Source organism: Arthrobacter sp. H41, assembly GCF_000520535.1.
Taxonomy (GTDB): Bacteria; Actinomycetota; Actinomycetes; order Actinomycetales; family Micrococcaceae; genus Arthrobacter_D.
Genome location: NZ_KI914822.1, coordinates 1 through 11,943 on the forward strand (window position 1 = coordinate 1; position 11,943 = coordinate 11,943).

An 11,943-nucleotide genomic window follows, 5' to 3' on the forward strand; every position below is an offset into this window, starting at 1 on the left:
TTGCGGACCTGCAGACCGCCGGCTACCTCACCATCCAGCGCGGGCGGTACGGTGGCGCAACGGTGAGCGCTGAACTGCCGAGCGCCCACGTCGATCGAAACGCCGCGACCCTCAGGCGGGCGGATGTCGAGGACGTACTGACCTTCCGGGCGGTCGTCGAACCTGCAGCCGCCGGTCTGGCCGCAGGCGCGGAGCGGTCCGCGTCCTCCCGCAGCCACCTCCTCGAGTCGCTGGACGCGGTGACGCGGGCCGAGCCTGCGCAGTACCGCCCGCTCGACGCCCGGCTGCACCTCGCGATCGCTGAACTCTCGGGGTCGCCGTCCCTGACCCTCGCCGTGGCCCAGGCGCGCTCGCGTGCCAACGACCTTCTCGACCGCATCCCGTTCCTCGCGGTCAACCTCACCCACTCGAACCGGCAGCACGCCTCCATCGTTCGGGCGGTGCTCGGCGGGGACTCCGAGCACGCGCGGAACGCGATGACGGTGCACCTCGACGGTACGGCTTCGCTGCTGCGGGGGTTCCTCCTCGACGAGGCGGAGGAGGCTACCTGTCCTGCTCCAGCCGACGCTGGATAGCCTCGAGTTCCTCGCTGAGCGCCGAAAGTCTGCCAGTGCTGTTCTCGACGGCAAGGGCACGCACCAGTTCGTCCTGGCGGGCACGGAGGCCGGATACTGTCGTCGGAAGTTCGGGAGTCGGCATGCTCCCATCCTTGCAGAACCCGTGGATGGAGACGGGCAGGGGAAATAAGCCGGTGCTGTCGATCGTTCCATCCAAGGTGTATCCAGAGCATCCAGCAGCGGTTGCTTCCCGCAGTGAAAGGTCTACCCGCAATGACTGTTCCCCTGTCCATCCTTGACCTCGCGCAGATAGCGGAGGGGTCGACGGCGGCGGAGAGCTTCGCCTCGAGCGTCGCCCTCGCGCAGCGCGCCGAGGAGTGGGGCTATACCCGCATCTGGTACGCGGAGCATCACAACATGGGAAGCATCGCCTCCTCCGCCACGAGCGTGCTGGTAGGTCATGTCGCAGCGCACACGAAGACGATCCGCCTCGGATCCGGTGGGGTGATGCTGCCCAACCACTTGCCGCTGACCATCGCGGAACAGTTCGGCACCCTTGAGACCCTCCACCCGGGCCGCATCGACCTGGGGCTCGGCCGTGCGCCCGGCAGCGACCAGAATACGATGCGCGCCCTCCGCCGTGATCCTTCCGCCGCGGACACCTTTCCGCAGGATGTCCTCGAACTCCAGGGTTACCTCAGCGGGGAGACACGCGTGCCCGGCGTGCAGGCGACGCCGGGCGCCGGGACGAATGTCCCGCTCTACATCCTCGGGTCATCCCTTTTCGGTGCGCGGCTTGCGGCTGCCCTTGGCCTTCCGTTCGCCTTCGCCTCCCATTTCGCGCCCCAGGCCCTGCTCGACGCCGTCGCCATCTACCGCAGGGAGTTCCAGCCCTCGGAGCAGCTGGAGCGTCCGCACGTGATGGCGGGGGTCAACGTCATCGCTGCCGACACGGCTGCTGAGGCCGAGCGGGAATTCTCCGAAGCCAAGCGGCGGCGGGTCTCCCTGCTCCTGGGCCGGGGGCAGCAGTTCAGCCGGGAGGAGTCGGACGCGATCCTCCATTCCCCTGCAGGCCAGCAGATCGGGCAGATGGCGCGCTACTCGGCGGTGGGTACTGCGAGCGACGTTCGGGACTATCTCGCCTGGTTCACCGACCATGCGGCAGCCGACGAACTGATCATCGCGACCCAGGCCGGATCCACCGAAGCGTGGCTGAAATCCTTCGAATTGGTGGCCGGGACCGTCCAGCCGGTAGCAGCCTGAACGTTCCGAATTAAAGTTCGTTCCCGATCCTGCTTGCCATTACCCACCTAGGTTTGGTTAAGTAAGACGTGGTTGTAGTGTTGCGCATTTGTATTTCGCGCGGTGCCTCCCTCCGGGTGGTGCCGTGTTTCTGAAAAAGCGGACAAGCACGCCGCGACTGGGGCTTTCCGAAAGTCGGATTGCGTCTGAATTTCAGAAGGATAGATAACAATGGCAACAGGTACCGTAAAGTGGTTCAACGCTGAAAAGGGCTTTGGTTTCATCGCTCCTGACGACGGAAGCGCAGACGTGTTCGCACACTTCTCCGCCATCAACGCGAGCGGCTACCGCTCACTTGATGAGAACCAGAAAGTAAGCTTTGACACCGAGCAGGGCCCCAAGGGTCCCCAGGCGTCAAACATCCAGCCTCTCTAAGGCAGTCCAGCCTTTCTAGGTTCGGATGGATGAAGCAGGGCGGGACTTTTCCCGCCCTGCTTTTTCGTGCCCGGACCAGTCTGCTGTGCGCCACACCGCTCAGGAACGAGCCGCGGCTACCATTGCCACTGCGGCAAGGCCCGCCAGGCCGAGGGCCATCGCGGAGTAACTTCCCAGCTGGCCGGCAAGGAGGGGTCCCGCTGCCGGGGCGAGTGCCGCCATTGCAGTGATGGGTGCGATGAACACGCCGTGGACGGCGCCGAAGCTGCTGGTGCCCCACCTGTCAGCGATGGCGGTGGCCTGCAGGAGCGTGTTGCAGCCGCGGAGCATTCCGGCGACGATCACCACTCCCACCAGCACGACGGCGGGTCCCGGCAACACTCCCAGCAGCGCCAGGCACAGAGCGCCGGAACCGGTCAGGATGACGGTGCGGCGAACGGGAGGAGTGTGCTCCTGCAGCGCCGCGTAGCAGAGGCGTCCGAGAACCTGGCCCACGCCGACCAGTCCGAAGACCAGCGCCGCCGTGCGGTAGTCGAACCCGCGCTCGAGGAGGAGCGGGATGAGGTTGAGGGTCACGGCGAACAGGGCGAGGGTGGTCAGTGCCATCGCGATCTGGAGCATCCGAAAGCGTCGGCTCCGGGTGATCGCCCGGATTCCGGCGGCACTGTGGAACCCGGCGGCTGGATGTGCGGTCCACCTCGCGTTGAGGAAGAACCAGTGCAGTGGGAGCGTGACGGCGGCGAGTGTTCCAGCAAGGACCAGGAAACCCGTTCGCCAGCCCACGCCTTCGATGAGCAGGGCGGTCAGGGGTGAGTAGATAGTGGAAGCGAAACCCGCAACCAGTGTGAGGATGGTCAGCGCGCGCACGCGATGAGGGCCGTACCAGCGGGTGATCACTACGAAGGCGGGCTGGTAGAGGACTGCCGCCTGCGCGCACCCCGCGATCAGCCAGGCCAGGACGAAGAGTGGAAAGTTGGGGGCGAGGGCAACCAGTACGAGGGCCGCTGCGCCGACGACGCTTCCACCGGCCATGACGGCCCTCGGTCCGCGCTTGTCCAGCAGCTTGCCGATCCAGACGCCCACCGCGGCCGACACGATCAGTCCCGCGGAGAATGCGCCGGTGACGGCGGCGGCGGACCAGCCGGTGTCCCGCACGATCGGGATCACCGCCACCGGCAGCGAGTAATACAGCAATCCCCAACTCGTCGTCTCGGCAGCACACAGCGCAGCCAGGCCGCCACGGGGGAGATCCGAAGTGTCGTTCACCACGGGCCCCAGCCTACTGTCGCCGGCCTTCGGTTCAGGCTCCCGGATGAAGATTCTGCAGGCCGGTGGCCGCGTACGCCTCCCGTGCCTCGGAATTCGTCAGGTGGCGGACGAGGTTCTCCGCTGCGTGCCGGTTCACCGTACCGGAACCGACTCCAACGGAGAACTCGCTGTAGTGCTGGAATTCTTCCGGCAACGGAGCAACGACGCCGACGCCGTCCACGAACATCAGTTCGCTGACCTGCTGCAGTGCGAGGTCCGCCCGGCCGTCGGTCACGGCGGCGCCTGTGAAGCCCGTGTCGAGCGCAGTGGCCCGGGAGAGTACCTGGTCCGCGATGCCGAGGCGGCCGAGCAGCTCCTGGAAGAAGATTCCGCTCTGCCCTGCCCGTGAGAAAGCAACCGAGCGTGCGCCGAGCAGGGCGTCGATGAGGTTGCTTTCGGTCGCGATCACCGGGCGGGGAGCTCCTGCGGCCACGCCCAGCCCGATCGCGGACCGCACCAGCGGCAGGCTGCTTCCGAGGACGACGGACGATCCCTCGAGACGCAGCAGCGCTTCCCGGGTGCCGATCAGTACATCCGGTTCCGCGCCGGCCGCGAGCCGTTCCAGGAGGATGGTCGTGGGGACGTATTCCGTCCGGAGCGAGGAGCCGGAAGCCTGTTCGTATGCCGAAAGGACGCCGTCGTCCAGGGCTTTCCGGACCACGAGGGAGCTCATCAGGGTAAGGGGAGTGGCATTCGGACGCAATGGCATGGTCGGTCCTTCCGGATGGAGCCGCCGCCGGGCCTGCCGGCCGTGGTGGCTAAGACGAGTGTCGAACTATATATCCTTGAAGGCAACCATATACAGTTGCGGGGAGTCCGCTGCTTTCCGGTACGACGCCGACGTCAGAAGAGGAATACTAAGATGACAAGCTCCGTTGTTGTTGTGGGCGCGGGCATAGTCGGGTTGGCCACCGCGTACGAGCTCGCGCTCCGCGGTAACCGCGTGACGGTGGTGGACAAGGAGCGCCGGCTTGCGGAGCACCAGACCGGCAATAATTCCGGGGTCATCCACTCGGGGCTGTACTACGCGCCGGGAAGCCTGAAGGCGACCCTTGGAACCGCCGGCGCCCAGTCGATGCGCCGGTTCGCCGAGGAGCACGGGGTGGCGGTGGAGATCTGCGGAAAGCTGGTGGTCGCCACCCGCGCGGAGCAGCTTCCAACGCTTGAGGAACTGCACCGACGCGGCCTCGCCAACGGAGTGCCCTGCCGGCTGGTCACCCCCGAAGAGGCCCGCGTCTATGAGCCCCATGTCGCCTGCGTTGCCGCCCTCCGGGTCGAATCGACGGGAATCGTCGATTACCGGGGTATCTGTGAGGCCCTCGGACGGCTGATCACCGAGGCCGGAGGCGAGATCATGCTGGGAACGGAAGTCACCGGGATCTCGGCGGGCAGCGGCTCAGTGACCGTCTCCACCACCACGGGAGAAATCACCGCCGACGAGTTCATCAACTGCGCCGGCCTGCACAGCGACCGCATAGCACGGCTGGCCGGCCTCACCCCCGAGGTGCGGATCATTCCGTTCCGCGGTGAATATTTCGAGTTGACCCCGGATCAGTCCCACCTGGTGCGGGGCCTGATCTACCCGGTGCCGGATCCGAGCTTCCCCTTCCTCGGCGTCCACCTGACGAAGATGATCGGCGGCGGCGGTGTACACGCAGGGCCCAACGCCGTCTTCGCCCTGGCGCGAGAAGGCTATACCTGGCTCAGCATCAACCCCCGCGATGTCCTCGAGAGCGCCGCCTGGCCCGGGCTCTGGAAGCTCGGCGCAAGATTCTGGAAGGTGGGGCTCTCCGAAGTGGCACGCTCCCTGTCGCAGAAGAAGTTCCTGGCGAGCCTGCGGGAACTCGTGCCCGAGCTCGCGGACGACAGCCTCGTGCCCACCCATGCGGGAGTCCGGGCGCAGGCGATGCGCAGGAACGGCGACCTCGTGGATGATTTCTACTTCGAGCGGGCACCCCGCCAGATCCACGTGCTCAATGCGCCCTCGCCGGCCGCGACCGCCGCGCTCGAAATCGGCAGGCGAATCGCCGATGAGCTGAAGGAGAGCAACCGATGAACGACGGAACCCCGAACCGCTTCGACGCAGCACAGCTGCACCGGCAGATCGTCGGAATTCTCAGCGCCTGGGGAATGCCGCCGGAGCCCGCGGCCGCCACGGCCACGGTGATGGTGGAGACCGATCTTTCCGGCATCGATTCCCACGGCGTCTCCATGCTGATGCTGTACGAGAAACTCCTGTCCGAGGACCGCCTCAGGCTCGACGCCGTTCCCCGGGTGGTTCGCGATGCTCCTGCTTTCGCCGTCGTCGACGCCGGTGCGGGCCTCGGGCACCCGGCCGGCCTCTTCGCCATGGATCTGGCAGTCCGAAAGGCCGCCGCCAGCGGAATAGGGGCGGTCGCCGTCGGCAATTCACACCATCTTGGAGCGCTCGGGTACTACGTCCGGAGCGCCGCGCAGCGCGGCCTGATCGCCCTGATGACGACGACGACGCGCACCCCCGTGGTGGCCGCCCTGGGAGGAACGACGCCGATCCTCGGGACGAATCCGATCGCCTTCGCCGCACCACGCATGGCTGGAGGGGAACTGGTGGTCGACATGTCCACAAGCGTCGTGGCGATGAACAAGGTCAAGGCTTATGCCCTGAGCGGCCGCGACCTCCCGGCCGGCTGGGTCAGCGACCGGGCGGGCAGCACCATCACCGACGCCTCTCTTGCCTACTCGCTGCTGACCACGCAGGAGGCGACCATCAGTCCGCTCGGCGGCCCGAGCACCGAGACGGGCGGGCACAAGGGCTTCGGGCTCAGCCTGATGGTCCACGTCCTCAGCGCGTCGATCTCGGGAGCCGCGTTGCCGTTGCATGACGGGCCCAGCGACGACCTCGGGCACTTCGTCCTGGTCATCGACCCGGGCAGCGTGGCCGAGGGCGGGGCCCCCGCCGGGTATGTCGACGAACTCGTCCACCTGATGACCAGGGACGAGCCCGGCGTCGTCCTTCCCGGCGAACCCGAAACCGAGGCGCGCGCCAGCCGCAGCCGGGACGGCATCCCTCTTCCCGAGAGTCTCCTCGAACACCTGCGGGCGATCTGCGGGAGGGCGGGAACCGACATGATCCTGACCCCGCTCGGGTAGGGCGCACCCGGCGCTCGGGCGCCGGGGTTGGTCATCTGTTCGGACGCCGGGTTGGTCACCTGTTCGGGCGCCGGGCTGGCCATGTGCTCAGGACCCGGCGGTACCCGCGTCCTCTCAGGGCTCCGCGGTCACCACACGGCGGTCCTGGAGGGCGCGCGCTTTCGCGTTCTGGATGTGGGAGCGGATTGCTGCGGACGCCGCCTCGGCGTTGCGCTCCAGAAAGGCGTCGAGGATCGCCTGGTGCTCGGCGATGGTGGTGGCGGGCGCCGTCGAACTGGCTTTGGCGTAGAGGCGGAACCGCTGCGCCTGACCGCCGAAGGATTTCCAGGCGTCCTCGAGGAACCGGTTGTTCGCCTGGCGGGCGATTGCCGCATGGAACTGCTCGTCCGCCTCGAGGAAGCTCGGAACAGGGGGTTTGCCCGGCGAGTGGGCACCGGTTTCAAGGGACGTGATGGTTTCGGCGAGGCGGTCGAGGAATTCCGGTGTGACCCGCAGGCCCGCTTCGTAGGCCAGGGTCGGCTCGAGGGCCAGACGCGCGTCCATGAGCTTCCGGAGGTCCTCCAGACTGAAGAGCGGGGCCACACGGTAGCCCTTGTGGGCTTCGCGGATCACCAGCCCGGTGTGCTCGAGCCGGGCCAGCGCTTCACGGAGCGGCGTCTGGCTGACGCTGAACTCCCTGGCAAGGTAGACGAGGTTCAGCACCTCGTCCGGTTGCCGCCGGCCGTCGAGGAACTGCGCCAGGAGTGCGCTGTGGACCTGATCGGCGAGGGGCTGCCTAGTGGTCCGTCCCGCCGGTGTCCGGCTCACGCGATGGTGAACGAGAGTTCGGCAACTCCGTCGATACCGGCGGTGACCGAGCTTCCGCGGGCCAGGGCTCCGACGCCGGCGGGGGTGCCGGTGAAGAGAAGATCCCCTGGGCACAGTGTGATGGATCGGGAGAGATGCGTGATGATTTCGGCGACCGTCCAGATCTGGTCGCCGAGGTCACCTTCCTGCCGGAGCTTCCCGTCCACGTCCAGCCAGATCCTGCCTCGGTCGGGATGCCCCACCTCACTGACCGGGCGGAGCGCCGAGCAGGGCCCCGACAAGTCGAAGCCCTTGGCGAGGTCCCAGGGGCGCCTCAGGCTTTTCGCCTCGGCCTGCAGGTCGCGGCGGGTCAGGTCCACTCCGACGCCATAGCCCCACACGGTGCCCAGCGCGTCGGCCGGGTCGATCCGGGTGCCGCCCTGCCCGAGCGCCACCACCAGTTCTACCTCGTGGTGGAGATCCGCTGTCTGGGGCGGGTAGGGGACAGTCGGTGAAGTGCCACGCGCTCCTTCCGGTGCGAACACGGCGTCGGCCGGTTTCAAAAAGAAGAACGGCGGCTCCCGGTTCGGATCGGCGCCCATCTCGCGTGCATGGTCACCGTAGTTGCGGCCGACGCAGAACACCCTCCGCACGGGAAAGAGCGTATCGCTGCCGCTGATCGGGAGGCTGGGCGGCGTGGGAACCGGGACGGCATAGGTCATGGAGCTCCTTCAGGGGCTGGTGGCCGGAATCGCCGACCGGGGAGTGCGCTGCGTGATTAACATGTTACTTAGGGCGGGAATGCTTTCTGCACCCCGATCTCCGGCGGACTAGCTCTCGGGTAGGTCCGGGCCCGTCGTCGTCAGTGCGGTGATCATGCGTTCCAAACGGGCGACGCCGGCGAAGCGACCCGCGTTGTCCGTCACCAGCAAGGGCTCGAAGCGGCTTCCCTTCTCCCGTGTCATGGACCGGGCCAGTGCTTCGGCCAGTGATGTGTCGAGGTTTGCGCGCATGCCCTGGCTCACCACGCCGAGTTCGGCCGCACCCGCGTCAAGGATCGACACCGGCCGCAGGTGATCACCGAGAAGCACCACCGCCTGCAGTCCCGGGTCGGCTTCGAAGGCGCTTGCCGCCTGCCCTGTGCTGGTGGCGGTCGTGGCCGGTTCCACGACGTCGCGGAGAACGGTCTTGAGCTCCACCTGGCGGTTGACGGCGAGGCGGTGCGCCAGGTCCAGATCAAGGCCGGCCCAGGGCGGGGCAGGCCGGGCCAGGAGGTAGCCCTGTACCAGGGGGACGCCGAGGGTGACGAGCGCATCGAGTTCCTCCACCCGCTCAACGCCCTCCGCAAGGATCCAGGCATCCACGCGGCTGGCGAAAGTTCCGAGCATCTCGATCAGGGCCCGTTTCGCCTCATCGCGGTCGACGTCCTGGACGAGTTCCCGATCGATCTTGATCAGGGAGGGCCGCAGCGCCAGCAGGTGCCGAAGCCCCGCATAGCCGGCGCCGGCGTCGTCGACCGCGATCAGGGCTCCAGCGGCACGCAACTGGTTGAGGTCGGGCTCAAGCCCTACATAGGAATCGATGGGTGTCTGCTCCGTCAGTTCGACCACGAGCCCACCGAGGTTTCCTTCGTCGCGCCACACGCTCCGGATCTCCTCGGAGGTCAGCAGCTCGGGGGAGACGTTGATGGTGAGGAAGCAGTTGGGCGGCAGTGCCGCCCGGGCGGCGAGTGCGGCACGCAACGCTGCCGATTCGAGTTCTGCGGATTTCCCGTGTGAGCGCGCAGCGGAAAACCAGACCTCCGGGTTCTTCTCGGCGAATCCGGGAAACCTGGCAAGTGCTTCATAGCCCACCACCGTGCCGCGCGCGGTGTCCACGATGGGCTGGTAGGCCGCGGAAAGGCCTTCGCCGCGGCAGGCTGCCACCAGGAGCGCATCCCAGCCCGGTGCCGTTCGTGCTCCGGGCTCGGGCCGGGACGCGCCGTCCGCAGGAATCAACTAACCGGGACGATAGCTCTGCGAACGGACTGGACGAGGTCGACCGGGAATTCGGTGAGCCCGTGCGTGGATGCAGCGTGCGCTCCCACGTTGACCAGGATTTCATCATCAGTACTGCAGACCCAGCGGGCTTCGCAACCAGGCACTACATCTCCACATGCAAAAGACTTCACTTGAACTCCCTGTATTCGACGGTGAACGGCATAACCTTACGTGATCTGGCAACGGTCTCGATTCGTTGTGCGGCAGGGCCTGGATTGCCCCACTGGAGCAGTTAGCTGGCTCAGGCCTTTTACCCGTTTCCTTCCCTGAAGTGGAAGATGCATGGTGCGCTATCGGTGAGTTATGGTCGATAGCAGTGACACGGGGTGCTCCACCGGAAAATCGGTTGGGGCTGAGATGAAACCCGTTGAACCTGATCCAGTTAGCACTGGCGAAGGGATGTCCTGCAACGGTCAGGTTGTCTGCCGGCGGCATTGCTTTGCCTTCCCCAACAGGTCGAAAGGCGCGTGTCCGATGCCGATTGCAGCATCTTCCCCCACCAGTTTCCCTATCCGTGACCAGGTGGTGTTGATCACCGGCGGCGGCCGGGGGCTCGGGGCCCGGTTGGTGGAGTCCTTCCTCCGCGAAGGCGCGCGGGTGGTGGTGAATTATCTGCACAGTGCTGAAGCTGCTGATGCAGTGGCGGAAGCTTATCCGGAGCAGGCGGTGGCCATCCGCGCCGATGTTCGAAACCAGGACCAGGTGATTGCGCTGGTTGAGCAAGCTGAAAGCCATTTTGGTTCACCGATCTGCAGCGTGGTGAACAGTGCGCTTGTTGATTTCTCGTTCAACGGTGACGCCCGTCCCCACGCGGACGCGTTGCTTTGGGGGGACCTCGATCAGCAGTTCACCGGCACCGTGCGTGGTGCGTTGAATACTATCCAGGCGACTGTGCCGGGAATGCGTGCCGCCGGGTTCGGCAGGATCATCAATATCGGGACCAACCTTTTTCAGAATCCGGTGGTTCCGTACCATGACTACACGGCAGCCAAAGCGGCTTTGCTGTCACTTACACGCACGCTGTCCCATGATCTTGGTCCGGATGGAATCACCGTGAACATGGTTTCGGGGGGACTGCTGCGAACCACTGATGCCAGTTCGGCCACTCCAGAGGACGTCTTCGACCTAATTGCTGGCGGCACTCCGCTTCGCAGGGTGACCACTCCGGAGGAGTTCGCAGATGCTGTGCTTTTTTTCACCTCGCCCTGGTCCCGGTCGGTGACCGGACAGAATCTGGTGGTCGACGGCGGGCTGGTGAAAGGCTGATGGCTATTCGCTTTACGCCGTCTGATTGTGCTCAACTCCTTGAAGAATTACGGATCCGGAGCCCCCTCGTTCAGTGCATCACCAATGCTGTGGTGACGAACTTCACCGCGAATGTCCTGCTGGCGGTCGGTGCGGCTCCGGCGATGGTCGACATTCCGGAGGAGGCCGGGCAGTTCGCGTCCGTGGCGTCGGGTGTGCTGGTCAATCTCGGGACTCCGCAGCGGGAGCAGCGGGCCGCGATGATAGAGGCCGTTTCTGCTGCCGATGCTGCCGGGACTCCGTGGGTCTTGGATCCGGTGGCCATCGGAGCCCTGACCGTGCGCACCGAGTTGGCGCATCAACTGGTCGGGATGGGTCCGCGTATCATCCGTGGCAACGCCTCGGAGGTACTGGCTCTGGCCGGGGCGGGAGGCGGAGGCAGGGGAGTGGATTCGACCGAAGGCCCCTTGGCGGCCCTTGAGGCTGCGCAACATCTTGCGGCTTCCTTCTCCTCGACGGTGGCGGTATCAGGTGCGGTGGATTTGATAGTGGGGACCGATGGGGAGTTTATTGGCGTGGGGAACGGGCACTTCCTGCTGACCCGGGTGACCGGTGGCGGGTGCGCCCTGGGCGCGGTGATGGCCGCTTTCGCTTCGCTGACCGATGATCCGCTGCTGGCGGCATCAGCGGCCACGGGTGTTTACACCCTTGCGGCGGAGCAGGCCGCAGTGCGGGCGCAAGGTCCGGGAAGTTTCGCGGTGGAGTTCGTCGACCGGCTGTCGGGCATCACTCCCGACGACGTCGTCGCCGGACTGGACCTTCGCCATACAGTTGCGCCGGGTGGCATTCGATGAACCGGCCGGATATCAGAACAGGTCCCGGGCAGTCCTGGAGGTCGGCATTCAAGCCTCGACTAAGGCAATACCTGCCCGTGTATCTGGTGACCGACACACTCCAATGCAGCCCACGAACGGTGACCGCTGTTGCTGTCGCGGCGGTGGCAGGGGGCGCAACCATTGTTCAGGTGCGCGACAAGGAGGCCTCTGCCCGGGACTTGTTGCAACTGCTGATGGCGGTCGCGGAGTCCGTAGGGGACCGGGTTCCTGTGCTGGTTGATGACCGGGTGGACATTTTTCTGGCGGCGCGGGCGGCAGGAGTGCAGGTGGCCGGACTGCACATCGGCCAGTCCGACCTGCCGGCGG

General features: G+C 66.2%; 15 protein-coding genes and 1 riboswitch. Of the genes, 8 read left to right on the plus strand and 7 right to left on the minus strand.

Annotated features, from left to right (window positions below; translation table 11 throughout):
• A partial coding sequence (locus Y705_RS20105; protein WP_049822791.1) for a FadR/GntR family transcriptional regulator occupies nucleotides 1-575 on the plus strand: 575 nt, incomplete at its 5' end.
• Here the strand turns inward: Y705_RS20105 and Y705_RS0113825 are convergent.
• Nucleotides 544-699 (minus strand): hypothetical protein, encoded by a 156-nt coding sequence (locus tag Y705_RS0113825; protein ID WP_155850086.1) that lies wholly within the window; start codon nucleotides 697-699, stop codon nucleotides 544-546. The two genes, Y705_RS20105 and Y705_RS0113825, sit on opposite strands and share 32 nt — an antisense overlap.
• Before the next feature lie 131 nt (nucleotides 700-830).
• Between Y705_RS0113825 and Y705_RS0113830 the strand changes: the two genes are divergently transcribed.
• Both Y705_RS0113830 and Y705_RS0113835 read left to right on the plus strand, forming a co-directional pair.
• A complete protein-coding gene (locus Y705_RS0113830) occupies nucleotides 831-1,820 on the plus strand; it encodes an LLM class flavin-dependent oxidoreductase (protein ID WP_026533289.1) in 990 nt (329 codons plus the stop codon).
• Between the two features lie 210 nt (nucleotides 1,821-2,030).
• Entirely contained in the window at nucleotides 2,031-2,234 is a 204-nt protein-coding gene (locus Y705_RS0113835) for a cold-shock protein (protein ID WP_026533290.1), read from the plus strand.
• A 99-nt stretch (nucleotides 2,235-2,333) separates the two neighbouring features.
• Here Y705_RS0113835 and Y705_RS0113840 read toward each other — a convergent pair whose 3' ends face one another.
• Both Y705_RS0113840 and Y705_RS0113845 read right to left on the minus strand, forming a co-directional pair.
• On the minus strand, nucleotides 2,334-3,503 hold the full coding sequence (locus tag Y705_RS0113840) for an MFS transporter (protein WP_253908631.1): 1,170 nt from the start codon (nucleotides 3,501-3,503) through the stop codon (nucleotides 2,334-2,336).
• Nucleotides 3,504-3,534: 31 nt separating this feature from the next.
• Nucleotides 3,535-4,251, minus strand: a complete 717-nt coding sequence (locus Y705_RS0113845) for a substrate-binding domain-containing protein (RefSeq protein WP_049822793.1) — start codon at nucleotides 4,249-4,251, stop codon at nucleotides 3,535-3,537.
• 153 nt (nucleotides 4,252-4,404) lie between these two features.
• On the opposite strand from Y705_RS0113845, the gene lhgO reads away from it, so the two are divergent.
• Together lhgO and Y705_RS0113855 are read left to right on the plus strand one after the other, a co-directional pair.
• A complete protein-coding gene (gene lhgO, locus Y705_RS0113850) occupies nucleotides 4,405-5,598 on the plus strand; it encodes an L-2-hydroxyglutarate oxidase (RefSeq protein ID WP_026533293.1) in 1,194 nt (397 codons plus the stop codon).
• A complete protein-coding gene (locus Y705_RS0113855; RefSeq protein WP_026533294.1) occupies nucleotides 5,595-6,671 on the plus strand; it encodes an Ldh family oxidoreductase in 1,077 nt (358 codons plus the stop codon). The genes lhgO and Y705_RS0113855 overlap by 4 nt, the downstream gene beginning before the upstream one ends.
• Nucleotides 6,672-6,785: 114 nt before the next feature.
• Here Y705_RS0113855 and Y705_RS0113860 read toward each other — a convergent pair whose 3' ends face one another.
• The 4 genes from Y705_RS0113860 to Y705_RS21445 all read right to left on the minus strand — a co-directional run bounded on the left by Y705_RS0113860 (nucleotide 6,786) and on the right by Y705_RS21445 (nucleotide 9,627).
• Nucleotides 6,786-7,478, minus strand: a complete 693-nt coding sequence (locus Y705_RS0113860; RefSeq protein WP_026533295.1) for a GntR family transcriptional regulator — start codon at nucleotides 7,476-7,478, stop codon at nucleotides 6,786-6,788.
• Complete coding sequence (locus tag Y705_RS0113865; RefSeq protein WP_026533296.1) at nucleotides 7,475-8,179, minus strand: fumarylacetoacetate hydrolase family protein; 705 nt, start codon at nucleotides 8,177-8,179, stop codon at nucleotides 7,475-7,477. The genes Y705_RS0113860 and Y705_RS0113865 overlap by 4 nt, the downstream gene beginning before the upstream one ends.
• A gap of 108 nt (nucleotides 8,180-8,287) precedes the next feature.
• Nucleotides 8,288-9,454 (minus strand): EAL domain-containing protein, encoded by a 1,167-nt coding sequence (locus tag Y705_RS0113870; RefSeq protein ID WP_253908632.1) that lies wholly within the window; start codon nucleotides 9,452-9,454, stop codon nucleotides 8,288-8,290.
• Complete coding sequence (locus tag Y705_RS21445; protein WP_081738069.1) at nucleotides 9,451-9,627, minus strand: DUF1059 domain-containing protein; 177 nt, start codon at nucleotides 9,625-9,627, stop codon at nucleotides 9,451-9,453. The genes Y705_RS0113870 and Y705_RS21445 overlap by 4 nt, the downstream gene beginning before the upstream one ends.
• Before the next feature lie 181 nt (nucleotides 9,628-9,808).
• Nucleotides 9,809-9,913, plus strand: a riboswitch (TPP riboswitch).
• Nucleotides 9,914-9,970: 57 nt separating this feature from the next.
• Between Y705_RS21445 and Y705_RS0113875 the strand changes: the two genes are divergently transcribed.
• The 3 genes from Y705_RS0113875 to Y705_RS21450 form a co-directional block, all read left to right on the plus strand.
• The gene (locus Y705_RS0113875) at nucleotides 9,971-10,762 is read left to right on the plus strand and encodes a 3-oxoacyl-ACP reductase (RefSeq protein ID WP_026533298.1); all 792 of its coding nucleotides are present in this window, start codon (nucleotides 9,971-9,973) and stop codon (nucleotides 10,760-10,762) included.
• A complete protein-coding gene (gene thiM / locus Y705_RS20110; protein ID WP_049822794.1) occupies nucleotides 10,762-11,595 on the plus strand; it encodes a hydroxyethylthiazole kinase in 834 nt (277 codons plus the stop codon). The genes Y705_RS0113875 and thiM overlap by 1 nt, the downstream gene beginning before the upstream one ends.
• A gap of 77 nt (nucleotides 11,596-11,672) precedes the next feature.
• Nucleotides 11,673-11,943 (plus strand): thiamine phosphate synthase (locus Y705_RS21450; protein ID WP_253908634.1); only part of this gene is annotated, 271 nt, incomplete at its 3' end.